The organism is Azospirillum rugosum, assembly GCF_017876155.1.
GTDB lineage: Bacteria > Pseudomonadota > Alphaproteobacteria > Azospirillales > Azospirillaceae > Azospirillum > Azospirillum rugosum.
In genome coordinates this window covers 36976-62540 of record NZ_JAGINP010000026.1, presented here as the reverse complement: position 1 = coordinate 62540, position 25565 = coordinate 36976, and the positions used below count along the sequence as shown (strand labels likewise).

Sequence of the window (25565 nt, the reverse complement as noted above, 5' to 3'; positions counted from 1 at the left end):
CACAGGCAGCGCCTGTGCCAGGGGATTGCCAAGGGGCAGAATGCCCCTTGGCGGCGCGCGAAGCGCGCCGTCCCCCTCACCCTCCCCGCACCTGCGGCGCGGGTCCCCTCCCTCTCCCCGGAGGGGAGAGGGTAAAAAATTCCCCACCGCCTACGACGCCGACAGGATGTCCGTGCCGCTGACGGTGGCGCCGCCCTTCAGCACGAACTTGGTGGCGCCGTCGGCGGTGCGGACCTCCTTCACCGTGTCGGTCACGACGGTCGCGGCCTTCAGCGCGGCGCCGGTCTTGTCCTTGGCCGTGACGCGCACGCGGTAGACGCCGTCCGGCGCCGCGCTGCCGTCCGCGCGCTTGCCGTCCCACGCGAAGGTCTGCCGGCCGGTCTGGGGCGAGCCCGCGGCGCTGTAGATCGGTTGGCCGGCGTCGTTCAGCACCTCGATCTTCACCGAGGCGGCGGCCCCCTCCACCGCGTAGGCCATCTGGGCCTTGCCGCCGGACAGGCTCAGCTGGTCGGTGGAAACCTCCACGCTGCGGCCCAGATAGGCCATGTCCATCCGCATGCCGCTGTTCTTCAGCGTGTCGAGCACCTGGGCCAGGGTGTCGTTGGTCCGCACCCCCTGCTCGACGGTGGAGAGCTGGGCGAGCTGCGTCATGAACTGGGACGCGTCCATCGGGGCCAGCGGGTCCTGGTTGCGCAGCTGCGCGGTCAGCAGCTTCAGGAAGGCTTCGTAATCGACCGTCGGCTTGTTCGCACCAGCATCGGCCCCGGTTGCCCCGGCGGTGCCCAGCTTCTGGGTGGTCGCCTGATTGATGGCGTCCTTCGCCGCCTTGGCGGTCGGAGAGCCGGTCGTGGTCGGAGTGGTCGTCATGGCTGTTCCTTGGAAATCCCCTAGACGCTGATGTCGACAAGACCGTCGAGCAGGACGGCGCGCCGTTCGGCCGGGACTGCCGGCGCGGCATCCTCCCGCCACGCCGGGCGCGCGCCGCCCTGGCCCTCGAACTCCTGCCGGGGGGAGGCGAAGCCCCGCGGCTGGTTGTCGCCGCGCAGGGAGAATTGCAGGGTGCCGCCGTCCAGCTCGAAGCCGGCGTCGTTCAGCGCGCGCTCCAGATGGTGGATGTCGCGGCGGAGCATGGACAGCGTGTCGGCCTGCTCCGCCTGGATCGTCAGCGCCACGCGGCCGGCGTGCAGCTCCGCCACCACGCGCACCGGGCCGAGGTCGTCCGGGGCGAGGTCGATGCGGAACTCCCCGCCCCCGGCCTCGACCACCCGGACGAGCGGCTGGGCCAGCTGCGCCGCCGGCAAGCGCGGGGCCTGGGCACCGTCGGCCGGGCTGGCCGCGTAGTGCGCCGCGGCGTGCGCCGGCACCGTGGCGACGGTCGGCGGCGGCACGGCGTCGGCATGGGCCTGCGCAGCCGACACCACCTCCGGAGCGGGGGAGGGGCGCTGGCCGCTTCCGTTCGCCCCTGCGCCATTATTTCCAGGGCCATTGTTTCCGGAATTGCCCGCGCTCGGTGCCGCGGAGGCTGTCACCGGCGCCGACGTGTCGGGCGCTCCAGCATCGGGTGCAGCGGCGGTCGGCGTCGCGTCCGCGGGTTTCGGCAACGGCTTGTCGGTCGGCTTGGCCGGCGTGCCCGACACCACCGGCACCGGCGCCGCATCCATCGGAATGGCCTCGGCGAGTGTCACAGCGGGCAGCGGCACGGCATCACCCTGCGGTTCAGACCCCGTAGGCGGTGTCACCGCTGCCGCCAGGACGGCGTCGCTTCCCTTCGGCAGGGCGGCGCCGGTGGTTGCCTCCGCCTTGGCGGCGGACGCCAGCGTCGCCAACGCCACGGCCTCATCGACGGGAATCGCGGCGCCGTCACCCTGCGGTGGTGCCGTCAAGCCCGGCCCCGTGATCGCCGCGGCTGGTGCCTGAGGCGGCGGAGGTGCCAGGAAGGGCAGCAGCGCGGCGAGCGCCGCGTCCGCGTTGGCCGGCGCGCCGCCCTTGGGCGGCTTCGTCTCGTCATCGGCAGCCGCGTCGTCCACCGGGTCCGCCTCGTCGAGCAGGTCCGCGAAGGGCGTGCCGGGCGCGGTGTCTTCCTCCCCCCGGGGGGCTTCCGCCGGGCGAACCGGCCGGGGCGGCGGGGCGGCGATGGCGTCGGGAAGGGCGGGCATGGCGTCAGTTCACCGACCGGGAGGCTGCGGGGAAGCCTGCTGCCGCCGGCTGCACGCGCGCTGCCGCCTGGGGCGCCGGGCGGTCGCCGGGTAGGGCGCGCCGTTGCAGGACCAGCCGCGTGACCTCGCGTGCCTTGGTGTCCTCCAGCTCCGCGATGATGGGGGCGGAGCGGCGCTCCGGCATGCGGTCCAGCACGTCGATGATGATGTCCGTCTCCAGGTCGTTGAAGATGCGCGCGGCGTCGCGCGGCTTCATGGTTTCGTAGATCGACACCATCCGCTTCAGGTCCTCCTGCTGGAGGCTGGAGCGCTGCTGCATCAGCGCCTCCACATCGCGCTTGATCTCGCCCAGCCGCTGGATTTGCGCGGTGGCGCGCGTCTCCGCGGCGGCCAGCACGGCTTCGGCCTCCGTCAGGTGGCGGGTGCGGGCGGCCACGTCGGCCTTCTGCTCCGTGATGGCGGCGCGCAGCGCCGGGTCGGTGCAGCTGGGCGTCGCCAGCGCGACTTCGGCGGGCACGGGCGGCGGCGGGGCGATGGACACCGGCGGCATCGCCAAGGCGGGATCCTTCGCGGGCTCGGCCGTGCCGTCGCCCTTCAGGTCGGTCGCCCAGGGGCGCTCGTGCTTGCCGAACTCACGGTCGAACTGCTGGGCGATGACCGGGAAGCCGTCCATCAGGGCGCCGAGCTTCAGCGGCAGCACCATCAGGATCGCGACCAGAGTGATGGGAAGGACGCGCAGCATGGCTCAGCGCTCCGTCCCGACGGTGCGCAGGCGCGCGTAGAAGGCGCTGGCCGCGGCCTGCCGCGCGCCGTCACCGTCCGCAGGAGCCTCCAACCGGGGCTCCGCCCGCAACTCCGCCAGTTCCGCCTGCGTCCGCGCCAGCGCGGAAGCCAGCATCGGCCGGAAGTCGTCGCGCTCCTCGGCAACGGCGGCTGGTTCTTCCTCCTCCTTCTCCACCACAGGCACCACAGGCGCCGGCCGGGGCCGCGGGCGGACCACCGGGCCGTCCTCCAGCCGGCGGACCAGCGCGCGGGCCTCCTGCACCGACTCCTCGATGCGCTTGGACGCGCGCTCGCAGGAGCCGAGGATCAGCCCGACCTCCTCGGTCACCCCCCTAGCGCGCTCCAGCCCGTCGGACAGCTTGGCCGACGCCTCGGTCGCCGCGGCGACGAGGCGCTGCACGGAGGCCTCCGTCTCGTCGATGGTCTTGGAAAAGGTGGTGATCAGCGCGCCGATCTCGCCCTGGCTCGCCCGCATCACCTTCAGGCGCTTGTTGACGATCACCAGGAAGACCGTGGCGGTGACCAGCATCACCGCCAGCACGGCGTCAATGAGAAAAGAGACCATCGATCAGCTCCTGCTTGGTCTCCAGGTCGGTGTCGATCTTGACGGAGATGTTGCCGTTGCGCTGGCCCATGTGGCCGGCGAAGAGGGGGGTGGTCTTGCTTTGCAGCATCACCGGCGCGTCGGGGTCGATGCGCAGCTTCAGCGACGTGCCTTTCTCCCAATTCAGCACCTCGCCCAGCGGCACCTGCGTCTGCTGCAGCACCGCGACGAGGTCCAGCTTGGCGCGCATCAGCTCCGCCTTCAGATGGCTTTCCCAGACCGTGTCGTGGCCGAACTTCTCGCCCATGAAGGTCTGCACCAGCTTGCCGCGCACCGGCTCCAGCGTGGCGTAGGGGATGACCACCTCGGCGTGGCCGACGCGGCGTTCCACCTCCACCGCGATGCGCACGCGGATGACCGCGTTGGTGGCGCGGGTGATGGTCGCGAACTGCGGGTTGGTCTCCAGCCGGTCGAAGGTGAAGTCCACCTGCGCGATCGGGTCGAAGGACTGGCTGAGGTCCTGAAGGATGACCTTGACCAGCCGTTCCGTGATCTTGCGCTCGATGGAGGTGTAGCTGCGGCCGTCGATGCGCCGGGCGCGGCTGCGCCGGCCGCCCAGCAGCACGTCCATCATGCAGTAGATCAGCGCGCTGTCGACCGACACGACGAGCTGGTTGTCCCACTGCTCCGCGCGCGCCACGCCGACCAGGGCCGGCAGCTCGATGGTGTCCAGGAACTCGTTGTAGCGCAGCCAGTCGATGCGCAGCAGGCTGGCCTCCACGCTGGTGGAGGAGAACTGGCGCAGCGAGGTGTTCAGCAGCCGGACCATGCGGTCGAAGACCACGTCCAGCATCGGCAGCCGGTCCTTGTTGACCGTGGTCGAGCTGACCAGCCGCTCGATGGCGCCGGGCTGGCCCGGCGTCTCCGCCGGGGCGGCGGCGAAATCCAGCAGCCGGTCGATCTCCTCCTGGCTCAGCGCCTTCGCCTCGCCCGCCCCGCCGTCCAGGACGCTGTCGAAGCCGGAGATGTCCGTATCATGGTCGGTTGGGTTGCTCATCGACGTCCTCTGGGAATTCCCGGAACCGCTATTGCGTGAGAAGGCTGCGCAGCAGGACGTCGGCGACGGCGTCCCGGCCCAGGATCAGGTTGAAGCGGCGGCGCAGCTCGCCGCGCAGGCGCAGCAGCCCGGCGGAGCCCTGCAGGTCGTGCTGGTCGAGGTTGCGCAGGAACTCCTGCTCGGCGTTCACGAACTGCGGCATCGCCTGCTCCACGGCGGCCCTGTCTTTCGGGGCGACGGCCAGCGTGATGCCGAGCTTCAGGAAGCGCGACGGCGTCTCCGGCCGCAGGTTCACCACCAGCTCCGGCAGGTCGAGCGTGATCTGCGACCGCTCCACGATCGGCGTGCCGGCGAACAGCCGGGCCACGCCGTCGCTGCCGACCGCCGCCCAGTAGCCACCCAAGCCCGCCGCCGCGACGCCGCCGAGCGCCGCCGCCCCCAACGCCAGACGGGCCAGCGGCAGCACGACGACATACATCCGCTGCCGGCCCGGCAGGCCGGAAAACACCGTCTGCGCCTTTCCAGCGTCTGTATTCATCGCGGCATGAGCCTCCAAACTGCCGAAAATTTGCCCGAAAATTTGATCGAGTATTTTAAACGATCAAGTTTTACGGACTTCTTTCGCGGTCCACGTTTCCAGCTTTTACTCCGCTTAAAAGCGGAACCGGTACCGTGGACCGGTGCCTGGAGCGAAGATTACGGGCGCCGCTTTTCGGAAACTTTAAAGGTGCGGATGTCGTGACCGGTCTGATCGACAATCTGCGGACGCTGGGCCGCGGGCGCCTGCTGGTGCTGGGCGGCACTGGCGTCGGCATCGTCCTGGCGGTCGCCACCATGGCGGTGCTGCTGTCCCGCCCGCACATGACACCGCTCTACACCGGGCTGGAGCCGGCCGACGCCGGCCGCATCGTCAAGGCGGTGGAGGCCATGGGCGTGCCGGTCGCCGCCGCCTTCGACGGCACGGCGGTGGAGGTGCCGGACTCCGACGTGGCGCGCCTGCGCATGCTGCTCGCCGAAAAGGGCCTGCCGTCCCGCGGCGGCATCGGCTACGAGCTGTTCGACAGCGACAAGCCGCTGGGCATCACCAGCTTCATGCAGCGCATGAACCGGCTGCGCGCCATGGAGGGCGAACTCGCCCGCACCATCGAGACGCTGTCGGGGGTGGAGGCCGCGCGCGTCCACATCGTCCTGCCCGACCGGGAGGAGTTCTCGCGCACCGCCCCCAAGCCCACCGCCTCCGTCGTGGTGCGCATGCGTGGCCGCGCCCCGATGGAGCGGCGGCAGGCACTGGCCATCCGCCACCTCGTCTCCGCCGCCGTGCCGAACCTGAAGGCCAGCGCGGTCACCGTGCTCGACGCGTCGGGCGAGGTGCAGCTGACCGAGGACGACGGCGACACCGTCACCGCCGCCAAGGCCGACGGCCTGCGCGTCGGGCACGAGGCGCGCATCGCCCGCGCCATCGAACAGATGCTCGTCGCCCGCCTCGGCCAGGGCAATGTTCGCGTTCAAGTTGCTGTCGATGTCGAAACCAAGCGCGAGGTCGTGCGCAGCCAGAGCTTCGATCCCGCGAGTCAGGTCGTCCGCTCCACCCAGACCGTGCAGGAGCAGGACCGCAGCCTCGACACGTCGGGCGAGCCGCCGGTCACGGCGGAACAGAACCTGCCGCAGCGCGAGGTGAAGGCCCAGGCGCAGAACAACCGCTCCTCCACCGACTCCAAGCGGCAGGAGGAGACGGTCAACTACGAGATCTCCAACGTCGCCCGCGAAACGGTGATCGAGCCCGGCGACATCCGCCGCGTCAGCGTCGCCGTGCTGGTCAACGGCACCTGGAAAACCGCCGCCGACGGCGTGCGCAGCTACGAGCCGCGCTCCCAGGAGGAAATCCAGCGCATCGGCGAGCTGGTCCGCTCCGCCATGGGCTACGACCAGGCGCGCGGCGACCGGGTGACGGTGGACAACCTGGAGTTCGTGGAGCTGGCGCCGGACATCCCGCCGCGCGCCGCCATGGACGAGATCGCCGACACGCTCAGCCGCAACGTGATGACGCTGATCCAGTGGGTGATCCTGCTGGTGCTGTGCGGGCTGCTGATCGTGCTGGGCCTGCGCCCGCTGATCCGCCGCGTCTTCCCGGCCCCGCCGCCCGCCGCGGCGGAAACCGCAGCCCCGGCGCTGGCCGGCCCCGCTGCGATGCCGCAGCTCGCCGCCCCGCCCACGGGTGCCGACGGCGCGGCGCAGGCGCCCCAACTCGGCGAGGCGCTTGAGCCCGCCATGGCGCCCCTGCCGGGCATCGAGGAGACCATGGACCAGCTGATCGAGCTGCGCACGGTGGAGGGCCGCGTCCGCGCCTCCTCCATCCGCCGGCTGGGCGACATCGTCGACCAATACCCGGATGAAGCGATCGACATCCTTCGCTCCTGGCTCTACGAGGAGGCGGTCTGATGGACTACCCGCGCTACCGCTTCGACCAGCGCTTCGACAGCACCGCCCAGGCGGCGAGCGAGGCCGCCGCTCTGGAACAGGCGCCGAAGCCCGAGGCAGTCGATCCCCTCGACGTCCCCGCCCATTCCGAACGCGCCCTCCAGGCCGCCATCCAAGATGCCGTTGGCGCCGCCGAGCTGCGCGCCTTCGCCGACGGGCTGGAGCAGGGCCGCCAGGAAGGGGAGGCGGAGGCCAACGCCCGCATCGAGGTGCTGCTGGCCCTGTCGCTTCGCCGGCTGGAGGAACAGCTCGCCAGCCTGGACGACCGCTTCGCCGAGACCCTGGCGGGGATCGAGGCGGAAGGGGCCGCGGTGCTCGTGGCGCTGGTCCGCCGCATTGCACCGGCCCTGCTGGACCGCGTCGGCCCGGCCGAGGCCGAGGGACTGGCGCGGGACGCCCTGCGCCTGGCCGGCAAGTCGCCCCTGCTGCGCGTCCGCGTCCACCCGGACGTCGCCGAGCCGCTCCGCACCAAGCTGACCGCCGCCGAGAACCACAGCTTCCGCGGCACGCTCGACATCGTCGCCGACCGGACCATCCCGCCCGGCGGCATCGACGCCGCCTGGGAAGCCGGCGGCCTGCGCCACGACCCCGCCGCGGTGGACCGCGCCGTCGCCGACCTCTGCGACCGCTCCCTCGCCGCCCTTTTCGCCCCCCTTACGGCCCCCCTTACGGAAGACCCCGCACCATGCCCCCACTGAACCTCGACGTCCTCGACGACGACCCCAAGCCCGGCGAAAAGGCCACCCCTGATCAAACCGGCGGCACCATGAACGCCATCTACAACGTCCCCGTGGACGTGCAGGTCGTGCTCGGCCGCACCAGCATGCTCGTCGCCCAGCTCCTGAAGCTCGGCCGCGGCGCCGTGGTGGAGCTGGAGCGCAAGGTGGACGAGCCGGTGGAGGTGCTGGTCAACCACCGCCTCGTCGCCCGCGGCGAGGTGGTCATCGTGGAAGACCAGCGCCTGGGCGTCACGCTGACGGAAATCGTGCGCACCGACCTCGGCATCGATTGAGCCATCCCATCATGCGTGTCCGCCCCTTCCGCACCGCCGCGCTGGCGATCCTCCCCGTGCTGCTGCTGTTGCCGACGGCGGCCGGGGCGCAGGCGCTCAACCTCGACCTGAACGCGCTGGGGGAGGGGGCGTCGCTGTCCGGCCGGGTCGTCCAGGGCATCGTGCTGCTGACGGTGCTCAGCGTGGCGCCGGGCCTGCTGATCATGGCGACCTCCTTCACGCGCATCATCGTCGTGCTGTCGCTCCTGCGCTCCGCCCTGGGGCTCCAGCAGTCGCCGCCGAACATGGTGCTGCTCAGCCTCGCCATGTTCCTGACCTTCCACATCATGGGGCCGGTCTTCGACACGGCGTGGCAGGACGGCCTGCGCCCCCTGCTGAACGAGCAGGTGACGCAGGAGCAGGGGCTGGAACGCATGGTCGAGCCCTTCCGCGCCTTCATGGCCTCCCAGGTGCGCGACAAGGACCTGACCGCCTTCGCCGGTTTCTCCGGCAAATCGGAGACGGAAAAGCCGAAGACGGCGGAGACCGCCGACCTGCGCGTCCTGGTGCCGGCCTTCCTGCTGTCGGAGCTGCGGCGCGCCTTCGAGATCGGGTTCCTGGTCTTCCTGCCCTTCCTGGTCATCGACATGGTTGTGGCGGCCGTGCTGATGGCGATGGGCATGATGATGCTGCCGCCGGTGATGATCGCGCTGCCCTTCAAGATCATCTTTTTCGTGCTGACCGACGGCTGGTTCCTGATCGCCAACAGCCTGATCCGCTCCTACGGGGGAGCCTGACCATGGCACCTCCCCAAACGCCGTCCGGCGTCGCCGACAGCCTGACCGCCATCGCGCGGCGGCGCGGAGTCCCAGTGGACGACGACACCACCATCCTGGCGCTGCTGGCGGCGCTGGCGCCCAACCCGCTGGTGCCGCACCGCATGGTGCTGGTCGCCGGCAGCGTGCTCGCCGGCGCCTTCCGCCACGACCGAACCCTGGCCGAGCCGGACCCCGACCCCGCCGGCCCCCCCGCCGCCGACCATTCCTTCTGAGACCGTTCCTTCTGAGGGGACCGACATGGGCATCCCGATCAAGATTCGCGACAACTACAAGAGCCTCAGCGGGACGGAAAAGACCGCAGTGATCTTCCTGGCGCTGGGGGAGGAGCGCGGCTCCCGCCTGATGGAGCGGCTGGACGACGACGAGATCCGCATGGTCAGCCGCGCCATGGCCGGCCTCGGCAACGTCACCTCGAACCTTGTGGAGGCGCTGCTGCGCACCTTTACGGAGCGCTTCGCCAACACCGGCTCCGTCGTCGGGTCCTACGACAGCACGGAGCGCATGCTCTCCCGCTTCCTGCCCGACGACCGCGTGTCGGAGATCATGGGCGAGATCCGCGGCCCCGCCGGCCGCACCATGTGGGAGAAGATGTCCAACGTGAACGAGGGCGTGCTGGCGACATACCTGTCGGGCGAATACCCGCAGACGGCCGCCGTCATCCTGTCGCGCATGCGCAGCGACCACGCGGCCAAGGTGCTGCCGCTGCTGCCGCCTGCGCTGCGGCTGGAGGTGATCGAGCGCATGATCCAGATCGAATCCGTGCAGCGCGAGGTGCTGCTGGACATCGAATCCATCCTGCACAACGAGTTCATGGCGAACTACGCCCGCACCCACGGCTCCGACACGCACGAGCGGATGGCCGACATCTTCAACCGCATCGACCGCGACACGATGGGCGAGATCTTCGCCGACCTGGACGTCATCCTGCCGGAATCGACCCAGCGCATCCGCCAGCTGATGTTCACCTTCGAGGATCTGCTGCGCCTTGACCGCGTCTCGCTGCAAACCGTCATCCGCCGCTGCGACACCGGCCAGCTCGCCATCGCGCTGAAGGGGGCGGAGGCGCAGCAGCGCGACCATTTCCTGTCCGTCATGTCCGAACGCGCCCGCATGATCCTGCAGGACGAGATCGAGAACATGGGCCCGGTCCGCATGCGCGACGTCCACGACGCCCAGGCGGAGATCGTGCAGGTCGCCAAGGCCCTGTCCGACGACGGCGCCATCGTCATCCCGCAGTCCGGCGAAGCCGACGCGGTGGTCTACTGATGGATGGCATGGTCGTCCAAATCCCACGGCTTCTCGCCGTGCTGGACGCCCTGGACTCCCCGGCGGCGCAGGAGCTGCGCGGCGGCCTGCCGCGCTGCGACTCCACCTTCGGCCTCGGCCTCGCCGTCTTCCTGTCCGCCACGGCCGGCGGCGCGCGTGGCTGGCTCGGCCCGGACGGCGCGCGGGCGCTGGACGCGCTGGACGGCGGCGCCCTGCTCGACGAGCTGGATGAGGCGCTGGCGCCCCGCCACCGCCGGACATCCGACGGGCGCGCCTGGCGCGTCCTCAGCGTGCCGGTGATGGACGGCCCCCGCGCGCGCGGCCTGCTGTGCGCCATCGCCGACGGCGAGGGGCTTCAGACCGGCAGCGCCTTCGTCCTGCAAATCCACCTGGGGCAGGTGGGGGCCGTCCAGCTCGTCGCGGCGGGGGAGGGGCGGACGCTCGACGTCACGCTCCAGACCGCGGGCGGCCTGTCCTCGGCCATCCTGGCCGACATGCAGGAAAGCTTCGCGTCGTCCCTCGCCGACGCTGGCCTGAAGGGGACCCTGACCGTGGGCCCCGTGGCCGGCGCTTGGCTCGACTTCGACGGCCGCCTCAGCGCCGACTCCGTGGTGTGACACCTCACGCAGGCAATGCCGCCTTCATGGCCCCGGCGATGCGGTCCAGGTCGTGGCCGCTGACTTCGAACAGGCCGAAGCGCAGTTGGTAGCCCCAGTTCCGCGTGCCGCCGGTGAAGTCCAGCACATCGAGCAGGGGCTGGATCGGCGCCTCCTCCGCCTTCAGCCAATCAACGTCGCGCCGGAAGGGCACGAAGCCGCCGCCCATGTCGAACTGGTAGGGCACACCCTCGCGCACCGTGCCGATGGCGGTGAACTGTTGCAGCTTGTCCTTGCCCCGGAACACCTCCGACGGGGAGTAGTAGGCGACGCGGTCCCCCGGCCGGATGCGGCGCAGCGGCGCCGCCTTGCCGTGGCACACCTGCATGAAGCCCCCGGCACGGCCGATGCGCACATGCTCGGCGGACGCCACGGCGATCCAGTTGCGGCTTCCCATGATCTGGCTGGCCATGATCCGGCCCCCGCTCACTGGGGACCGGGGACGAAGACGCGCAGGCGGTTCCCGTCCGGGTCCAGCGCGACGAAGGTGAAGCCGAAGTCCATGGCCGTCGGCTCCTGCGCGATGGGCAGGCCGCGGCGGCTCCAGTCCTCGTGGGTGGCGCGCACCGCGTCGGCGTCCGGCACGACGAAGGCGATCTCGCCGCACCCCGTCGGCGCGGTCGGCGCCGGGGCCACCGTCTGGCGCGACCACAGGCCGAGCATCAGGCCGGACTCCATGGCGAACATCGCGAAAGTCTTTGATGCCTCGACCGGCGGGCGGCCCAGCAGGTCGGCGTAGAAGGCGGCGCTGGTGGTCGGGTTGGCGACGTAGAGCAGGACGAAATCGACGTTCAGCATGGCAGCGTTTCCCTCAGGATTTCGGTGGATCGGTGCGGCGGGCCGTTGGTTCGTTCCCGCCCGGTGAAACCGATCCTAGACCGGCATGCTGTCAGTTTTTGTCAGCATGGTGCCGCCAGGAGAGCCGCGGCATCGTCTCTTCCAAAGCGTTGCCGAGATACGCTCAATTGCTAGGACGCGATGTGTTGGAAACCACGACGTCTGCCCCGCACCGGTCATTCCCGCGAAGGCTCTCAGCGGACCTTCGGTCCGCCTGACGCCGTCAGCGCTGGCCTCGCCAGCGCGAGAGGCGGGAATCCAGGGCACATCAGGCGCTCAACAGCGAAGTTTCCTGGATCCCAGCCTTCGCTGGGATGACGGCGGGAGATCCACGCCCAAACATGGCAAGCCCTCACCCCACCGCGGCGATCGGGGCCGCCGGCGCCCGCACCAAGCCCTTGAAGGGCGCCACGGCGCGCAGCCGCCGCGGCGCCGCGTCGGGCTCCTCGTGCTCGGGCGGGGCCTCGAACTTGTAGCCGCGGCCGTAGACGGTCTCGATGTAGCGGGCGCCGCCGGTCGCCTCGGCGATCTTCTTGCGAAGCTTGCAGATGTAGACGTCGATGACCTTGTCGAGCGGGTCGGCGCCGGACAGGCCGTAGACCTCGTCGTAGATGTGCTCCTTGGAGACCACGCGGCGGTGGTGCGCGGCCAGCACGCCGAGGATGGCGTGCTCGCGCTGGCTCAGCCGCAGGCGTTCGCCACCCACATCCGGGTCGCGGCCGTCGAGGAAGACGGTCAGGCGGCCGACGCGCACGGCGTTGCTGACCAGGCCGCGGGCGCGGCGGCGGGCGACCTCGATGCGGGCGCGCACCTCGGCGCTGACCACCGGCTTGACCAGCACGTCGTCGGCACCGGCGTGCAGCAGCGCCACGGTGGTCGCCACGTCGCGCCGCTCCAGCAGGCACAGCACCGCGGCGGTGACGCGCTGGGCGCGCAAGGACGCCACCGCGGCGGCCGGGTCGGCGAGCCCGCCGAGCACGATGGCGTCGAAGCCCAGCGCCTCGCCGCCCTGTTCGGCCAGCAGCTCCTCCAGTTCCGGCCAGTCCAGCCGGTCGTAGCGGATCTTGCCCATGCCGAGCTGCCGGCCAAGCGCCTCGGCGATCAGCGGGTTCGGTTCCACCAGAACAGCACGCATGGGATTCTCCACAGCATCGACAGTCTTCGCGGCGATCGACTTGCTTTTTAACGAAAAGCTGTTTGACCCCGCCCTTGATCCACCCTGAGAAAACCGATCGAAACCCGTACTGTCAATCATTGGTGTTACTACGATCGGGAAAGCATAGGCCCGGCGTTAAACCCGCCTTAAACCGGATTAACAGCCCGCTCTTTTGCCGATTTGCCGCAAAACTCGTCGAAGAATTGAGGCAAAAGTTCGCAACCGGAATATGGGCAAGCCGCCACGGTTCCCCGCGCGCTTCCGCCTTCGAAAAAGGTTCCTGTGCGTACGCCGCGCGACGCGGTATTCTCGCGAGTTAGGCAGGCTTACCGGGGTGCGCCGCGATGACCGACATGATGGCCACAACCAATGGCCTTGGGACCAATGGCCCTGGGACCAATGGTGACGAACCGTCGCGCCGTCCCGTGGCGTCGGCGGTGCCGCCTGCGCCGCGCACGCGGGCCAAGGCTCCGGCCACCAACACGGCGCAGTTGCTCCGGTCCCATGGCGAGCAGATCGCCACGCTGGGCGAACAGCTCGCCAAGGCCGAGTCGGCGGCGGAGAGCGAGCGGGCGGAACGGCTGCGCGTCGTCGCGGAGCACACCGCCGACCGCGAGCGCTGGCGCGAGACCATCACCCAGGCCGAGCAGGCCCGCGAGGCCGAGGTCGCGCGCCTGCACGAGGGCCACGCGGCGGAGCGCGAGCGCGTCACCACCCTGGTCGAACAGCTGATCGCCGAGACCGCGGCGCGCGAGCAGGACCTGGCCCGCGCCCTCCAGGACGCCGAACAGCGCCTGTCGGACACGACGGCGGAGATCGCCGCCCTGCGCACCGCCCACGCGGTGGCGCTCGACCGCCTCCAGGCCGACCGCGAGGCGGAGCGGCAGCGGATCGGCGACCTCGTGGCCCAGCTGATCGCCGACACCGAGGCGCGGGAGCAGGTCTTCACCCAACGCCTCGCCTGCGCGGAGAACGAGCGCGACGAGGCCCGGGAGGCGGAGGCCCGCGAACGGCAGCGCGCCACGGAGCTGGCCGGGAAGGTCGAGCGCCTGATGGGCACGCTCGACGGGCTGCGCCAGGACCGCGAGGCGGAGGTCGCCGCCTACGAGGCCATGCGCGACCAGTGCCGCATCCTGGCCGCCGAACTGCAACGGCTGCGCCGCCCCTGGTGGCGGCGCCTCTTCACGCGCTGAGCGACGCGGCGGTCACTCGGCCGCCTTGCTGTCCGTCTCATCGTCCCCGCCGCGGAAAGGCGCCGTCGCCACATGGGCGGTCGCCGAGACGACATCGCCCGCGACGCTGACCGCCGACCCGGCCACGCTGGCCGCGGTGTCGACCGTGGCGACCACGACCCCGCAGCCGGACAGGACCATCGCGGCGGCGAACAGGGCGGCCAACAGGACGGCAGGAAAGGCAGGGCGCAGCATGTCGTGTCCTTAGCGTGATGGGTCAGGCCATGATGCCTCAGACCGTCGAGGCGCGGCGGTGACCAAACGGTGAAGCTTGCGGTTCCCGGTGCATCTTGCCATTGCCGGGGGCCTGTCCATCTTCAGAAGTTCGGGCTTCAGAAGTTCGGGCTTCAGAAATTCGGGGCAGATCCTAAACATACCCCGAAGACAGCGCGGGAGGTCGGATTGATGCGGCGGTTCTGGTGGGTCCTGGCACTCGCGCTGATCGGCGCCCCGTCGCTGGGAAAGGCGGAGAGCCCGGCGCAGTTCCGCGCGGCGGCGGCGCAGGTCGTCTATCACGACCCGGCGACCGGAACGCAGGTGCCCGTCTTCCTGGCCTATCCCACCCGCGATCCCGTCCAGCCGATCCGCCGCGGCCCCTACCACATCAACGTGGCGCCGGAAGGCGCGCCGGCGCTGACCACCATGCCGCTGGTGCTGATCACCCAGGGGCCGTCGCGCAACAGCTTCGCCATGGTCGACATCGCGCTGTTCCTGGCGCGCCGCGGCATGATCACCGCGACCGTGGCCCACATCGGCGGGGGAGACCCGAACGCGGCCGGCGGCGACGTGCGGATCGGCACCCGGCCTTTGTGGGCGGAGCTGCCCGACCAGCTCCGCGCGGCGCTGGACGCCGTGCTCGACTCCTCCCCCGTCGGCTGGCGGGCGGACCGCGCACGCATCGGCGTGGTCGGCTTCGGCCCCGGCGGCTACGCCGCGCTGGTCGCCGGCGGGGCGGTCGCCGACCTCGGCCGGGTCGCCAAGCTCTGCGGGCCCGACGCGGACCGCAGCGCCCTATGCCCGTCCGGAACCAAGACCGTCGTCGCCTCCACGCCCACCCAGAAGACCGCCGCCGACCCGCGCATCCGCTCGCTGGTGCTGATGGACCCCGTCGGCACGCTGTTCGCCGACGGCGCGCTGGCCAACGTGACGCTGCCGGTCCGCCTGTACCGGGCCGAGAAGGGCGACGAGGCCGGCGTGATGGAAACCGCCCGCGTCGCCGCCCAACTGCCCGGCAGCCCGGAGGTGCAGGTCGTGCCCGGCGCCGGCCACTACGCCTTCATGACCCCGGTCCCGGCCAGCGCCGCCGCCCGCATCGGCCCGGCCGCCCAGGACCCCCCGGGCTTCGACCGCGGCGCCTTCCACGACCGCCTGAACGACGAACTCCTGGACTTCTTCCGCCGCACCCTCCCGCCGACGCGGTGAGTTTTGGTCGGTGTTGAAGGTGGGACGTCCTGGCGTTGGGCCCCCACCCTAACCCTCCCCCACTTCGCGGGGGAGGGGATATCTCCTCCCCCCGTCGAAGATGGGGGGAGGTCGGGAGGGGGGCCCAACGCGAGGACCCCGTCCTCTCAATTCCTCCCCGTCAGCAAACCGCGGGCAATGACCTGCGCCTGGATCTCCGCCGCCCCCTCGAAGATCGACAAAATCCGCGCGTCGCACAGCACGCGGCTGATCGGGTATTCCAGGGCGTAGCCGTTGCCGCCGTGGATTTGCAAAGCGGCGTCGGCGTTGCTCCAGGCCACGCGGGCGGCGAGCAGCTTGGCCATGCCCGCCTCCACGTCGCAGCGCCGGCCGCTGTCCTTCTCGCGCGCCGCGAAGTAGGCGAGCTGCCGGGCCATCATCGTCTCCGCGGCCATCCAGGCGATCTTGGCGTGCACGCGCGGGAAGGCGAGGATCGGCTTGCCGAACTGGCTGCGCTGGTGGGCGTAGTTGGTGCCCAGCTCCAGCGCGTTCTGCGCCACGCCCAGCGCGCGGGCGGCGGTCTGGATGCGGGCGCTCTCGAAGGTCTCCATCAGCTGCTTAAAGCCCTGGCCCTCCACGCCGCCGAGCAGCGCGTCCGCCGGCACTTCGAAGCCGTCGAAGGCGATCTCGTACTCCTTCATGCCGCGGTAGCCGAGCACCGGGATCTCCGTGCCGCTCATGCCCGGCGCCGGGAAGGGGTCGTCCTCCGTCCCGCGCGGCTTCTCGGCCAGCAGCATGGACAGGCCGGCGTAGCCGTCGGTGCCCGGGTCGGTGCGCACCAGCAGAGTCATCAGATCCGACCGCGCGCCGTGGGTGATCCAGGTCTTGGCCCCGAACACGCGGTAGACATCCCCGTCGCGCACCGCCCGCGTCCGCAAGGACCCGAGATCCGACCCGGTGTTGGGCTCCGTAAAGACGGCGGTCGGCAGGATCTCGCCCGACGCGATGCGCGGCAGCCAGCGCTCCTTCTGCGCCGCCGTGCCGCCAAGCCGGATCAGCTCCGCCGCGATCTCCGCCCGCGTGCCGAGCGAGCCGACGCCGAGGTAGGCGCGGCTCAGCACCTCCGACACCAGGCACATGGCGATCTTGCCGAGGCCGAGGCCGCCATGCTCCTCTGGCACCGTCAGCCCGAAGACGCCGAGGCCGGCCATCTTCTCCACCAGTTCCAGCGGGATCAGCACGTCGCGCCGGTGGATGTCCTGCGCCAGTGGCGCCACCTCCGCGTCGGCGAAGCGGGTGAACTGGCCGTGCATCATCTCCAGCGTCTCGTCGCCGAGCGCCAGCGCGCCGTAGCGCCCCTCCTCCGCGGCATGGCCGAGCAGCCGCCGCGCGCCCTCCAGCGCCGCCGGTTCGGCAAGCTCCGCCAAGCCGGACTCCGCGACGAAGCGGGCCACGGTGTCCGGCGCGATGCCCAGGTCCGACGGGCGGACGACCTCCGCCTGGCTCATCGGGATGCCGCCGGCCAGCTGGCCCAGATACTCGGCGAAGCCCAGCCGCAGGATGGCCGCCTCCACCTCGCCCAGCGTCCCCGCCTCCTTCAGCCCCTCCGCCCAGGCGAGCGTCTGGCGCAGGGCCGCGACGTAGGTCGCCTGCCACGCCAATCCATGGACGGCGAACTGGTGCGTCTCCAACTTGCGCGCGTCCGGGCGCCCGTCGCTGGTGACCAGCGCGGCGACGGCGCGCCGCCCCTCCGTCGCCAGGGTTTCGGCGGCGGCCAGCGCGGCGCGGCAGGTCGTCAGCAAATCCATCGTCAACCCTCCACCGCGCCGGCGACGACGCCGGAATCGTGCAAGCGGCCGATCTCGGCCGCGGACAGGCCCAGCAGCTCGGCCAGGACCGCGTCGGTGTGCTCGCCCAGCCGTGGCGCCGGGCGCACCTCCCCGCGCGGCACAGCACCGAAGGCGAGCGGGGAGCCCGGCATCAGGTGCCGCCCGACGCCGGGCTGCACCACCTCCTGGAACAGCGGGTTGGCGGTGGAGCAGCGCGGGTCCTCCGTCACCAGCTGGCCGAAGTCCTGGTACGGCCCCCACAGCACGCCCGTGCCGTCGAAGGCCGCACGGACCTCATCCAGCCCGCGCGCGGCGAACCAGTGGGCGAGCACGGCGGCGATGGCGTCGCGCGCCTGGAACCGCCCGCCCTCGTCGTCCATGTCCACGCCCATCAGCGGCCCGATCATGGCGAGCTTGTCGGCCAGCCCCGTCGCCTTGCCCAGCGCCCGCCACTGCCGGTTGGAGATGGCGACGACCATCACCCGCCGCCCGTCGCCGGTCGCGAAGTCGCGCCCATAGGCGCCGTACAGCTCGTTGCCCATGGGTTGGCGCACGGCCCCGTTCACCTGCACGTCGGCGACGTAGCCCAGGTTCCCGACCGTCGCCAGCATCACGTCGGCGAGCGACAGCGTCACCTCCTGCCCACGCCCCGTCAGGCGCCGCTGCCGCTCCGCCGCCAGCAGGCCGGTGGCGAGATAGAGGCCGGCCGCCACGTCCCAGGCCGGCAGCACGTGGTTCACCGGCCCATCGCCGCGCCCCGTCGCCATGGGGAAGCCGCTGGCGCAGTTGACGGTGTAGTCCACCGCCGAGGAGCCGTCCGGGTTGCCGGTCAGCCGCAGCATGATCAGGTCCGGCCGCGCCTGCGACAGCGCGTCATAGCTCATCCAGCCGCTGGCCGGCAGGTTGGTCAGCAGGAAGCCGGCGTTCTCGCCCGACGCCGTGATGATCGCCCGCGCGATCTCCTTCCCCTCCGGCTTGTCGAGGGCCAGCGCGACCGACCGCTTGGCCTTGTTCAGCCCGGTCCAGTAGAGGCTGGTGCCCTGCTGGCTGAGCGGCCAGCGCCGGTAGTCGATGTTGCCCCCGATGGGGTCGATGCGGATGACGTCCGCGCCAAGCTGCGCCAGCGTCATGCCGCCGAGCGGCGCCGCGATGAAGGCCGTCACCTCGACCACGCGCAAGCCGGTGAGAAGGGGTGTCATGGGGATCTTTTTTCTTCTCCCTCTCCCCTCTGGGGAGAGGGGCGGGGTGAGGGGGTTGCAGGGGGACTGGAAAGTTCGGCAGATGCTGGACCCCCTCACCCTAACCCTCTCCCCAGAGGGGAGAGGGGATTAAGGGCGGGAGAGGGTCTTTAAGCGTGGCTCACTGCCCCGCCACATTCGTCTCCTTGTAGATCGCCTCGATCAGGTCCTTGCCGACACGCGATTCCATCTCCTTGTGGACGGGCAGCAGGGCGGTGCGCAGGGCTTTCTTCTGCTCGGGCGTCGGGGTGATGATTTCCGACTTGCCGCTGGCCTTGATGGCGGCCAGCGCGTCGTCGTTCTCCTTCTGCGCGATGGCGTTGGCGAGCTGGGTCGACTCCTTCATCGCGCGCTCGAGCTGCGTGCGGACGTCGGCGGGCAGGCCGTCCCAGAACTTCTTGTTGGTGATGACCGCGTAGCCGATGTAGCCGTGGTTGGTCACCGTCACGTATTTCTGCACCTCGTGCATCTTCTGGGTGTAGACGTTCGACGGCGTGTTCTCGTTGCCGTCCACGACGCCGGTCTGCATGGCCTGGTAGACCTCCGAGAAGGCCATGACCTGCGGCAGCGCGCCCAGCGCCCGCATCTGCGATTCCAGCACCTTCGACGACTGGATGCGCAGCTTCACGCCCTTGTAGTCGTCGGGCTTCACCAGCGGCTTGTTGGCGGTCATCACCTTGAAGCCGTTGTCCCAGTAGGCCAGCCCCTTGATGCCCTTGCTCTCCAGCTTCTGGAACAGCTTCTGGCCGACCGGGCCGTCCTCCACGCGCTGGAGCGCCGCCTGGTCCGGGAAGATGTAGGGCAGGTCGAAGACCTCGAACTCCTTCACGCCCAGCGGGCCGAACTTGGCCAGCGACGGGGCGAGCATCTGCACGGCGCCCAGCTGCAAGGCCTCCAGCTCCTCCTTGTCCTTGTAGAGCTGGCTGTTGGGGTAGACCTCCACCTTCACCTTGCCCTCGGTGTACTTCTCGGCCAGTTCCTTGAACTTGTCCGCGCCCTTGCCCTTGGGCGTGTCGGGCGTCACCACATGGCTGAACTTGATGACGATCGGGTCCGCAAAGGCGGACGTCGCGGCGAGCGCCAGAGCGGCGCCCAGGGTGAAAGCAGCAAGAGTCCGCATCGTTTCCTCCTGATTGTTGGTCTGTTTTGGGTCAGGCCGCCGTGCTCCCCGCTTCTTCCGTGTCGGGTGAGGTCAAGACGGTGTTCTGAACAGCTTTGGGAACGGTCCAGCGCAGCGTCGCCGCCTGCGCCTGGATGAAGGCCAGCACCGCGCGCTCCAGCGCCTCGGAGGCCGGGGTCGGGATGCGGTCGGGCGGGCGCGCCAGCACCAGCGAGCGGCGGATGGCCGGGACGACGGCGGCCGCGCTCAGCCGCCCCTCCTCCACCAGCGCCGACACGCAGGAGAAGGGCAGCAGCGTGCAGCCCTCGCCCATGCGGACCAGCTCGATCAGGGCGGGCAGGGCGTCCACCTCCAGGACCGGCTCGCAGGACAGGTCCCGCTCCGCGAAGGCCTGATCGACCAGCAGGCGCAGCCGGTGCGGCCGGGCGGGCAGGATCAGATCCAGCCCCGCCACCTCTGCCAAATCCAACTCGTCGCCCCGACCGAACCGCCCCGCCGGCCCCAGCAGGACCATGAACTCCTCCAGCAACGGCGTGGTCGCGAGGCTGCCCATGGTCTTGGTCTCGTACAGCACCGCGAGGTCGAGCCGCCCCGACAGCACCCATTCGTGGATCGACGCGCTGAAGCCCTCCACCAGATGCAGCCGCACCTTCGGCGCCGTCCGGCGGAACCGCGCCGCCAGCCCGGGCAGCATCACGGAGCCCAGCGAGGTCGGCGTGCCGAAGGTGACGGTGCCCGACGGCTCCATCTGGTAGGCCTGCACGGCATCGCGCGCCGCCCCGACCTCCTTCAGCACGCGGCGGGCGTGCTCCATCAGCACCCGGCCGGCCGGCGTCGGCGTGACGCCCCAGCCATGCCGCTGCAACAGCTGGACGCCCAGCTCCTCCTCCAACGACTTGATCTGGCGGGACAGGGCGGGCTGGGCGACCCGCAACACGGACGCGGCGCGCGACAGGCTTTGCAGTTCCGCCACATGCAGGAAGTTGCCCAGCTGCCGAAAGTCCATGCCGCGAACCTTCCGTTTGTCCCCATATCACACCGGAATAGCCGTTATAAGATTTATTCCGTTGACGCATACCTTAACCGATCCCTACCATCCTGGAAAGCCGGAATCAGGAGGAAGAGACGATGGCCGTCGAAACCGCGGGAGACGAGACGTTCCCGGACATCCGCGACGCGGTGCGCAAGCTGTGCGCGCGCTTTCCCGGCGAATACTGGCGCAAGCTCGATGCGGAGCGCGCCTATCCGACGGAGTTCGTGCGCGCGCTGACCGAAAGCGGCTTCCTGTCGGTGCTGATCCCGGAGGAATACGGCGGCTCCGGCCTCGGCCTGGGGGCGGCGACGGCGATCCTGGAGGAAATCCACCGGTCGGGCTGCAACGGCGGCGCCTGCCACGCGCAGATGTACACCATGGGCACCATCCTGCGGCACGGCAGCCCGGCGCAGAAGCAGGCCTATCTGCCCGGCATCGCGGAAGGCACGCTGCGCCTCCAGGCCTTCGGCGTGACGGAGCCGACCAGCGGCACCGACACCACCCGCATCCGCACCTTCGCCAAGCGCGAGGGCGACAAGTACATCGTCAACGGCCAGAAGGTCTGGATCTCGCGCGCCGAGCACAGCGACCTCATGCTCCTGCTCTGCCGCACCACCCCGCGCGACCAGGCCGCCAAGCCGACGGAGGGGATGAGCGTCCTGCTGGTGGACCTGCGCCAGGCGGTCGGCAACGGCCTGACCATCCGGCCGATCCGCACCATGATCAACCATGCCACCACCGAGCTGTTCTTCGACAACCTGGAGGTCCCGGCCGAGAACCTGATCGGGCAGGAGGGCAAGGGCTTCCGCTACATCCTCGACGGCATGAACGCGGAACGCATCCTGATCGCCTCGGAATGCATCGGCGACGCCCGCTTCTTCATCGACCGCGCCTCGGCCTACGCGCGGGAGCGGGAGGTGTTCGGCCGCCCCATCGGCGCCAACCAGGGCATCCAGTTCCCCATCGCCCGCAACTACGTCGAAACCGAGGCCGCCAACCTGATGGTGCAGAAGGCGGCCGCCATGTTCGACGCCGGCCAGCCTTGCGGGACGGAGGCCAACATGGGCAAGATGCTGGCGTCGGAGGCCTCCTGGCACGCCGCGGACACCTGCCTGCAGACGCACGGCGGCTTCGGCTTCGCCGAGGAATACGACATCGAGCGCAAGTTCCGCGAAACGCGCCTCTACCAAGTCGCGCCGATTTCGACGAACCTGATCCTCTCCCACGTGGGCACGCACGTGCTCCAGATGCCGAAGTCCTTCTAAGCCATGAGCACGCCACCTCTTGAAGGCATTCTGGTCGTCGCGCTGGAACAGGCGGTGGCGGCCCCCTACTGCACGTCGCGACTGGCCGACGCCGGCGCCCGCGTCATCAAGATCGAGCGGCCGGAGGGCGACTTCGCCCGCAACTACGACCACGTCGCCCACGGGGAAAGCGCCTATTTCGTCTGGCTCAACCGCGGCAAGGAGTCGATCGTCCTCGACATCAAGGAGGCGGGCGACGCCGCCTTCCTGCACCGCGTGCTGGAAAAGGCCGACGTCTTCGTCCAGAACCTCGCGCCCGGTGCGGCGGAACGCGCCGGCTTCGGCTCCGCGGCCCTGCGCGACCGGCACCCGCGCCTGATCACCGTGGACATCAGCGGCTATGGCGAGGACGGCCCCTACCGCGACATGAAGGCCTACGACCTGCTGGTGCAGAGCGAGACGGGGCTGGCCGCCATCACCGGCGCGCCGGAGGCGCCGGGCCGCGTCGGCGTGTCGGTCGCCGACATCGCCTGCGGCATGTACGCCCACACCGCCGTGCTCCAGGCCCTGTTCGAGCGGGAACGGACGGGGAAGGGCCGCGGCATCGCCGTGTCGCTGTTCGATTCCATCGCCGACTGGATGACCGTCCCGCTGCTGCACCAGGACTATGCCGGCAAGGCGCCGCAGCGCGTCGGGCTGAACCACCCCTCCATCGCCCCCTACGGCGCCTTCGCCCTGTCGGACGGGCACACGGTGGTCATCTCCATCCAGAACGAGCGGGAGTGGAAGACCTTCTGCGCGGAGGTCCTGGAACAGCCGGACCTTGCCACCGACCCGCGCTTCGTCTCCAACACGCTGCGCGTCGCCAACCGGCCGGATCTCGACGCCACGGTCGGCGCCTTCTTCGCCACGCTCGACCGCGCCCAGGCGACGGAGCGGCTGCGCCGGGCGCGCATCGCCTTCGGCTCGCTGAACAGTGTGGCCGACCTGTCGGCGCACAGCCAATTGCGCCGCATCGAGGTCGACACCCCCACCGGCCCGGTCAGCGCCGTCGCCCCGCCGCAGCGCTGGAACGGCGAAACCTTCCATCCCCGCCCGGTGCCCGCCATCGGCCAGCACACAGAAACTCTGCGCAAGGAGTTCGCCCCATGAGCTTTGATCATCTCAAGGACTGGATCGGCCGCGAGGAGGAACATCTCGACGTGGCGACGGCGGCGCCGCTGGCGGGGCTGGCGGCGACGCTCGACCACCTCGACCCGCCCTGGCGCGCGGGGGAGATTCCGCCGCTTGGCCATTGGCTCTACTTCCTGCCCAAGGCCGCGCAGCGCGAGATCGCCGAGGACGGCCACCCGCATCGCGGCGGCTTCCTGCCGCCGGTGCCGCTGCCGCGCCGCATGTGGGCCGGCAGCCAGTTGGAGTTCGTGGCCCCGATCCGCACGGGGGAGGCGCTGCGCCGCCGCTCCACCATCGGCGACGTCCAGCACAAGAGCGGCCGGTCGGGCGAGATGGTCTTCGTGAAGGTGCTGCACGAGGTCTCCACGGAGGCCGGCCTCGCCATCCGCGAGGTGCACGACATCGTCTACCGCGAGGCGCCGAAGCCCGGCGAGGCTCCTCCCCCGTCCGAACCGTCCCCCGACGCCGTCTGGCGGCGCCCGATGGTGCCGGACCCGGTGCTGCTGTTCCGCTATTCCGCCATCACCTTCAACGGCCACCGCATTCACTACGACCGCAAGTACTGCGAGGAGGTGGAGGGCTACCCGGGCCTGATCGTGCACGGGCCGCTGACCGCCACCCTGCTGGTGGACCTGTTCCTGCGCGAGAATCCGGGCGCGCGGGTCACCGCCTACCGCTTCCGCGCGCGCCGGCCGCTGTTCGACGTGCACCCCTTCACGCTCTGCGGGTCGCCGCGGGTGGGCGGGGCGACGCTCTGGGCGCTCGACCACACCGGCCAGATCGCCATGAGCGCCGAGCTGGAGGCCGCCTGATGCGCCGCATGACCCTGAAGGACGCGCTGGCCGAGGTGCTGGATCCCAGGGGCCGCACGGTGGTGGACGTCGGCTGCGGCGACGGCGGGCTGACCCGCCACTTCGCCGGGGAGGGCGCCCAGGCCATCGGGATCGAGATCAGCGAGGACCAGCTGGCCCGCGCCCGCAAGGCCGACCCCGTCCCCGGCGCCAGCTACCGCGTCGGCCGGGGGGAGGCGCTGCCGCTTGAGGACGCGTCGGTGGACGCCGTGGTCTTCTCCAACAGCTTCCACCACCTGCCCCTGCCCGTGATGTCCGATGCGCTGGCCGAGGCCGCGCGGGTGCTGAAGCCGGAAGGCACGCTGGTCGTCGTGGAGCCCATCGCGGAGGGCGGCTACTTCCAGGTCTTCCTCCCCATCGAGGACGAGACGGCGGTGCGCGCCGCCGCCTTTGAGGCGCTGAAGCACCCGCCGCTGCCGCTCGAACAGGTGGACGAGACCGTCTACACCACGGTGGTGCGCTACCACGACGCCGACCATTACCTCGCCCACGTCGTCGCCGTGGATCCCGCCCGGCGCGAACGCCTGCCGGCGGTGGAGGCCGAGATGCGCCGCCGCTTCGCCGCCAACGGGCGCGTGGAGGAGGACGGCGCGACCGCCTTCGACCAGCCCATGCGCCGCACGGTCTTCCGGAGGCTCCCATGACTTCGGTTCCCACCCGCCGCCGCAGCTGGCTGTTCACCCCGGCCACCAAGCCCGAGCGCTTCGACCGCGCGGCGGAGGCTGGGGCCGACGCGCTGATCGTGGATCTGGAGGACGCCGTCGCCCCCGCCGACAAGGCGACGGCGCGTCAAACCGCGCTCGACTGGATGGCGACGCCCCACGACGGCCGCCCCGAAGGCGGTATCGTCCGCGTGTTGCGCATCAACGCCCCGGGCACCGCCTTCGGGCTGGAGGATCTGCTGGCGCTGGTCCGCTCCCCGGCGGAGCCCGACCTGATCCTGGTGCCGAAAACCGACTCCGCCGACACGCTGCGCCTGATCGATGGCCTGCTGACCGAATCCGGCAAGGCAACCCGCCTCGTCGCCCTGATCGAAAGCGCGCGCGGCGTCGCCCTGGCGGAAGCCATCGCGCAGTCCACCCCGCGCCTCGACGCCCTGTTCTTCGGCGCCGCCGACCTCGCCGCCGATCTGGGGGCCGAGGTGGCGTGGGAACCGCTGCTGGCCGCCCGCTCCCGCGTCGTCAACGCCGCGGCCCTGGCCGGAATCGCCGCCATCGACTCCCCCTTCTTCGCCCTGACCGACGAAGCGGGCTTGCGCGCCGAGGTCGCGGCGGCCGTCCGCATGGGCTTCACCGCCAAGGCGGCCATCCACCCCCGCCAGATCGCCCCGATCAACGAGGCCCTGACCCCGACGCCGGACCAGGTGGCCGAGGCCCGCCTGATCCTGGAGGAAAACGCCAAGGGCGTCGGCGTCGTCGCCGGCCGCATGATCGACGAGGCGGTGGCAAGAAAGGCACGCCGGATCCTGGCCGCCGCAGGCCAATAAGCCTCACCGCTCCGGGGCAGGGCGATTGCATTTGGCCGTTTAGCCCTCTCCCCTCTGGGGAGAGGGTGGCCCGAAGGGCCGGTGAGGGGGTCGTGCATGGCGGTACGTCCGGCAAAAGCACAACCCCCTCACCCTAACCCTCTCCCCAGAGGGGAGAGGGGATTTGGAGAGCGATAGCCCTGCGCTCCCGGGCAC

The 25565-nt window shown here is 70.7% G+C and carries 28 protein-coding genes; 14 read left to right on the top strand and 14 right to left on the bottom strand.

Going from position 1 to position 25565, the window contains the following annotated elements; genetic code table 11:
- Positions 1 to 150 precede the first annotated feature (150 nt).
- Genes J2851_RS28875 through J2851_RS28850 form a run of 6 tightly spaced genes read right to left on the bottom strand, consistent with a single transcriptional unit; the run spans position 151 to position 5078 of the window.
- Positions 151 to 867 carry a flagellar hook assembly protein FlgD gene (locus J2851_RS28875; protein WP_209770702.1) on the bottom strand — a complete coding sequence of 239 codons (717 nt, stop codon included), beginning with the start codon at positions 865 to 867 and terminating at the stop codon, positions 151 to 153.
- Between the two features lie 20 nt (positions 868 to 887).
- Positions 888 to 2156 (bottom strand): flagellar hook-length control protein FliK, encoded by a 1269-nt coding sequence (locus J2851_RS28870; RefSeq protein ID WP_209770701.1) that lies wholly within the window; start codon positions 2154 to 2156, stop codon positions 888 to 890.
- Between the two features lie 4 nt (positions 2157 to 2160).
- Positions 2161 to 2898 carry a MotE family protein gene (locus J2851_RS28865; protein ID WP_209770700.1) on the bottom strand — a complete coding sequence of 246 codons (738 nt, stop codon included), beginning with the start codon at positions 2896 to 2898 and terminating at the stop codon, positions 2161 to 2163.
- Between the two features lie 3 nt (positions 2899 to 2901).
- A complete protein-coding gene (locus J2851_RS36435; protein ID WP_209770698.1) occupies positions 2902 to 3504 on the bottom strand; it encodes a DUF6468 domain-containing protein in 603 nt (200 codons plus the stop codon).
- Positions 3485 to 4540 carry a flagellar motor switch protein FliM gene (gene fliM / locus J2851_RS28855; RefSeq protein ID WP_209770696.1) on the bottom strand — a complete coding sequence of 352 codons (1056 nt, stop codon included), beginning with the start codon at positions 4538 to 4540 and terminating at the stop codon, positions 3485 to 3487. The genes J2851_RS36435 and fliM overlap by 20 nt, the downstream gene beginning before the upstream one ends.
- Before the next feature lie 28 nt (positions 4541 to 4568).
- A complete protein-coding gene (locus J2851_RS28850; protein ID WP_209770695.1) occupies positions 4569 to 5078 on the bottom strand; it encodes a flagellar basal body-associated FliL family protein in 510 nt (169 codons plus the stop codon).
- Between the two features lie 200 nt (positions 5079 to 5278).
- Between J2851_RS28850 and fliF the strand changes: the two genes are divergently transcribed.
- Genes fliF through J2851_RS28815 form a run of 7 tightly spaced genes read left to right on the top strand, consistent with a single transcriptional unit; the run spans position 5279 to position 10731 of the window.
- A complete protein-coding gene (fliF, locus tag J2851_RS28845; RefSeq protein WP_209770694.1) occupies positions 5279 to 6979 on the top strand; it encodes a flagellar basal-body MS-ring/collar protein FliF in 1701 nt (566 codons plus the stop codon).
- On the top strand, positions 6979 to 7716 hold the full coding sequence (locus J2851_RS28840) for a FliH/SctL family protein (RefSeq protein ID WP_209770693.1): 738 nt from the start codon (positions 6979 to 6981) through the stop codon (positions 7714 to 7716). Before fliF ends, J2851_RS28840 begins: the two co-directional genes overlap by 1 nt.
- Positions 7704 to 8030: a flagellar motor switch protein FliN gene (gene fliN, locus J2851_RS28835; RefSeq protein WP_209770692.1), complete on the top strand. Its 327-nt coding sequence runs from the start codon at positions 7704 to 7706 to the stop codon at positions 8028 to 8030. Before J2851_RS28840 ends, fliN begins: the two co-directional genes overlap by 13 nt.
- An 11-nt stretch (positions 8031 to 8041) precedes the next feature.
- The gene (gene fliP, locus J2851_RS28830; RefSeq protein WP_209770691.1) at positions 8042 to 8806 is read left to right on the top strand and encodes a flagellar type III secretion system pore protein FliP; all 765 of its coding nucleotides are present in this window, start codon (positions 8042 to 8044) and stop codon (positions 8804 to 8806) included.
- 2 nt (positions 8807 to 8808) lie between these two features.
- Positions 8809 to 9060: a hypothetical protein gene (locus tag J2851_RS28825; RefSeq protein WP_209770690.1), complete on the top strand. Its 252-nt coding sequence runs from the start codon at positions 8809 to 8811 to the stop codon at positions 9058 to 9060.
- A gap of 25 nt (positions 9061 to 9085) precedes the next feature.
- Positions 9086 to 10114 (top strand): flagellar motor switch protein FliG, encoded by a 1029-nt coding sequence (locus J2851_RS28820; protein ID WP_209770689.1) that lies wholly within the window; start codon positions 9086 to 9088, stop codon positions 10112 to 10114.
- Positions 10115 to 10122: 8 nt separating this feature from the next.
- Positions 10123 to 10731, top strand: a complete 609-nt coding sequence (locus tag J2851_RS28815; RefSeq protein ID WP_246500998.1) for a hypothetical protein — start codon at positions 10123 to 10125, stop codon at positions 10729 to 10731.
- 4 nt (positions 10732 to 10735) lie between these two features.
- On the opposite strand, the gene J2851_RS28810 is transcribed toward J2851_RS28815, so the two are convergent.
- From J2851_RS28810 to J2851_RS28800, 3 genes are all read right to left on the bottom strand, one after another.
- Positions 10736 to 11182: an EVE domain-containing protein gene (locus J2851_RS28810; RefSeq protein WP_246500997.1), complete on the bottom strand. Its 447-nt coding sequence runs from the start codon at positions 11180 to 11182 to the stop codon at positions 10736 to 10738.
- 14 nt (positions 11183 to 11196) lie between these two features.
- A complete protein-coding gene (locus J2851_RS28805) occupies positions 11197 to 11568 on the bottom strand; it encodes a VOC family protein (protein WP_209770686.1) in 372 nt (123 codons plus the stop codon).
- A 391-nt stretch (positions 11569 to 11959) separates the two neighbouring features.
- Positions 11960 to 12742: a response regulator transcription factor gene (locus J2851_RS28800; protein WP_209770684.1), complete on the bottom strand. Its 783-nt coding sequence runs from the start codon at positions 12740 to 12742 to the stop codon at positions 11960 to 11962.
- A gap of 365 nt (positions 12743 to 13107) precedes the next feature.
- Here J2851_RS28800 and J2851_RS28795 point away from each other — a divergent pair, with 365 nt between their 5' ends.
- Complete coding sequence (locus J2851_RS28795) at positions 13108 to 13956, top strand: coiled-coil domain-containing protein (protein ID WP_209770682.1); 849 nt, start codon at positions 13108 to 13110, stop codon at positions 13954 to 13956.
- A 12-nt stretch (positions 13957 to 13968) separates the two neighbouring features.
- Here J2851_RS28795 and J2851_RS28790 read toward each other — a convergent pair whose 3' ends face one another.
- Complete coding sequence (locus J2851_RS28790) at positions 13969 to 14190, bottom strand: hypothetical protein (RefSeq protein ID WP_209770680.1); 222 nt, start codon at positions 14188 to 14190, stop codon at positions 13969 to 13971.
- A gap of 210 nt (positions 14191 to 14400) precedes the next feature.
- On the opposite strand from J2851_RS28790, the gene J2851_RS28785 reads away from it, so the two are divergent.
- Positions 14401 to 15417: an alpha/beta hydrolase family protein gene (locus J2851_RS28785; protein ID WP_209770678.1), complete on the top strand. Its 1017-nt coding sequence runs from the start codon at positions 14401 to 14403 to the stop codon at positions 15415 to 15417.
- A gap of 146 nt (positions 15418 to 15563) precedes the next feature.
- Here J2851_RS28785 and J2851_RS28780 read toward each other — a convergent pair whose 3' ends face one another.
- From J2851_RS28780 to J2851_RS28765, 4 genes are all read right to left on the bottom strand, one after another.
- Complete coding sequence (locus tag J2851_RS28780; RefSeq protein ID WP_209770676.1) at positions 15564 to 17204, bottom strand: acyl-CoA dehydrogenase family protein; 1641 nt, start codon at positions 17202 to 17204, stop codon at positions 15564 to 15566.
- A gap of 2 nt (positions 17205 to 17206) precedes the next feature.
- The gene (locus J2851_RS28775) at positions 17207 to 18424 is read right to left on the bottom strand and encodes a CoA transferase (RefSeq protein WP_209770674.1); all 1218 of its coding nucleotides are present in this window, start codon (positions 18422 to 18424) and stop codon (positions 17207 to 17209) included.
- Between the two features lie 160 nt (positions 18425 to 18584).
- The gene (locus J2851_RS28770; protein WP_209770671.1) at positions 18585 to 19583 is read right to left on the bottom strand and encodes a TRAP transporter substrate-binding protein; all 999 of its coding nucleotides are present in this window, start codon (positions 19581 to 19583) and stop codon (positions 18585 to 18587) included.
- A gap of 31 nt (positions 19584 to 19614) precedes the next feature.
- Positions 19615 to 20589: a LysR family transcriptional regulator gene (locus J2851_RS28765; RefSeq protein WP_209770670.1), complete on the bottom strand. Its 975-nt coding sequence runs from the start codon at positions 20587 to 20589 to the stop codon at positions 19615 to 19617.
- Positions 20590 to 20711: 122 nt separating this feature from the next.
- Between J2851_RS28765 and J2851_RS28760 the strand changes: the two genes are divergently transcribed.
- Genes J2851_RS28760 through ripC form a run of 5 tightly spaced genes read left to right on the top strand, consistent with a single transcriptional unit; the run spans position 20712 to position 25370 of the window.
- Positions 20712 to 21881, top strand: coding sequence for an acyl-CoA dehydrogenase family protein (locus J2851_RS28760; RefSeq protein WP_209770668.1), 1170 nt, complete (start codon positions 20712 to 20714; stop codon positions 21879 to 21881).
- Between the two features lie 3 nt (positions 21882 to 21884).
- Positions 21885 to 23012, top strand: coding sequence for a CaiB/BaiF CoA transferase family protein (locus tag J2851_RS28755; RefSeq protein ID WP_209770665.1), 1128 nt, complete (start codon positions 21885 to 21887; stop codon positions 23010 to 23012).
- Positions 23009 to 23845: an HTD2 family dehydratase gene (locus tag J2851_RS28750; RefSeq protein ID WP_209770663.1), complete on the top strand. Its 837-nt coding sequence runs from the start codon at positions 23009 to 23011 to the stop codon at positions 23843 to 23845. Before J2851_RS28755 ends, J2851_RS28750 begins: the two co-directional genes overlap by 4 nt.
- Positions 23845 to 24528: a class I SAM-dependent methyltransferase gene (locus J2851_RS28745; protein ID WP_209770661.1), complete on the top strand. Its 684-nt coding sequence runs from the start codon at positions 23845 to 23847 to the stop codon at positions 24526 to 24528. Before J2851_RS28750 ends, J2851_RS28745 begins: the two co-directional genes overlap by 1 nt.
- On the top strand, positions 24525 to 25370 hold the full coding sequence (gene ripC, locus J2851_RS28740; protein WP_209770660.1) for an itaconate degradation C-C-lyase RipC: 846 nt from the start codon (positions 24525 to 24527) through the stop codon (positions 25368 to 25370). Before J2851_RS28745 ends, ripC begins: the two co-directional genes overlap by 4 nt.
- The last annotated feature ends 195 nt before the right edge of the window (positions 25371 to 25565 follow it).

Coding starts and splice junctions, on each gene's coding strand:
- J2851_RS28795 (WP_209770682.1), top strand. CDS start 13,108: ATGACCGACATGATGGCCACAACCAATGGCCTTGGGACCAATGGCCCT.
- J2851_RS28785 (WP_209770678.1), top strand. CDS start 14,401: ATGCGGCGGTTCTGGTGGGTCCTGGCACTCGCGCTGATCGGCGCCCCG.
- J2851_RS28750 (WP_209770663.1), top strand. CDS start 23,009: ATGAGCTTTGATCATCTCAAGGACTGGATCGGCCGCGAGGAGGAACAT.
- J2851_RS28805 (WP_209770686.1), bottom strand. CDS start 11,568: ATGCTGAACGTCGATTTCGTCCTGCTCTACGTCGCCAACCCGACCACC.
- ripC (WP_209770660.1), top strand. CDS start 24,525: ATGACTTCGGTTCCCACCCGCCGCCGCAGCTGGCTGTTCACCCCGGCC.
- J2851_RS28810 (WP_246500997.1), bottom strand. CDS start 11,182: ATGGCCAGCCAGATCATGGGAAGCCGCAACTGGATCGCCGTGGCGTCC.
- fliN (WP_209770692.1), top strand. CDS start 7,704: ATGCCCCCACTGAACCTCGACGTCCTCGACGACGACCCCAAGCCCGGC.
- J2851_RS28775 (WP_209770674.1), bottom strand. CDS start 18,424: ATGACACCCCTTCTCACCGGCTTGCGCGTGGTCGAGGTGACGGCCTTC.
- J2851_RS28790 (WP_209770680.1), bottom strand. CDS start 14,190: ATGCTGCGCCCTGCCTTTCCTGCCGTCCTGTTGGCCGCCCTGTTCGCC.
- J2851_RS28780 (WP_209770676.1), bottom strand. CDS start 17,204: ATGGATTTGCTGACGACCTGCCGCGCCGCGCTGGCCGCCGCCGAAACC.
- J2851_RS28765 (WP_209770670.1), bottom strand. CDS start 20,589: ATGGACTTTCGGCAGCTGGGCAACTTCCTGCATGTGGCGGAACTGCAA.
- J2851_RS28755 (WP_209770665.1), top strand. CDS start 21,885: ATGAGCACGCCACCTCTTGAAGGCATTCTGGTCGTCGCGCTGGAACAG.
- J2851_RS28870 (WP_209770701.1), bottom strand. CDS start 2,156: ATGCCCGCCCTTCCCGACGCCATCGCCGCCCCGCCGCCCCGGCCGGTT.
- J2851_RS28865 (WP_209770700.1), bottom strand. CDS start 2,898: ATGCTGCGCGTCCTTCCCATCACTCTGGTCGCGATCCTGATGGTGCTG.
- J2851_RS28850 (WP_209770695.1), bottom strand. CDS start 5,078: ATGAATACAGACGCTGGAAAGGCGCAGACGGTGTTTTCCGGCCTGCCG.
- J2851_RS28770 (WP_209770671.1), bottom strand. CDS start 19,583: ATGCGGACTCTTGCTGCTTTCACCCTGGGCGCCGCTCTGGCGCTCGCC.
- J2851_RS28815 (WP_246500998.1), top strand. CDS start 10,123: ATGGTCGTCCAAATCCCACGGCTTCTCGCCGTGCTGGACGCCCTGGAC.
- J2851_RS28800 (WP_209770684.1), bottom strand. CDS start 12,742: ATGCGTGCTGTTCTGGTGGAACCGAACCCGCTGATCGCCGAGGCGCTT.
- fliM (WP_209770696.1), bottom strand. CDS start 4,540: ATGAGCAACCCAACCGACCATGATACGGACATCTCCGGCTTCGACAGC.
- J2851_RS36435 (WP_209770698.1), bottom strand. CDS start 3,504: ATGGTCTCTTTTCTCATTGACGCCGTGCTGGCGGTGATGCTGGTCACC.
- fliP (WP_209770691.1), top strand. CDS start 8,042: ATGCGTGTCCGCCCCTTCCGCACCGCCGCGCTGGCGATCCTCCCCGTG.
- J2851_RS28825 (WP_209770690.1), top strand. CDS start 8,809: ATGGCACCTCCCCAAACGCCGTCCGGCGTCGCCGACAGCCTGACCGCC.
- J2851_RS28820 (WP_209770689.1), top strand. CDS start 9,086: ATGGGCATCCCGATCAAGATTCGCGACAACTACAAGAGCCTCAGCGGG.
- J2851_RS28875 (WP_209770702.1), bottom strand. CDS start 867: ATGACGACCACTCCGACCACGACCGGCTCTCCGACCGCCAAGGCGGCG.
- J2851_RS28760 (WP_209770668.1), top strand. CDS start 20,712: ATGGCCGTCGAAACCGCGGGAGACGAGACGTTCCCGGACATCCGCGAC.
- J2851_RS28745 (WP_209770661.1), top strand. CDS start 23,845: ATGCGCCGCATGACCCTGAAGGACGCGCTGGCCGAGGTGCTGGATCCC.
- J2851_RS28840 (WP_209770693.1), top strand. CDS start 6,979: ATGGACTACCCGCGCTACCGCTTCGACCAGCGCTTCGACAGCACCGCC.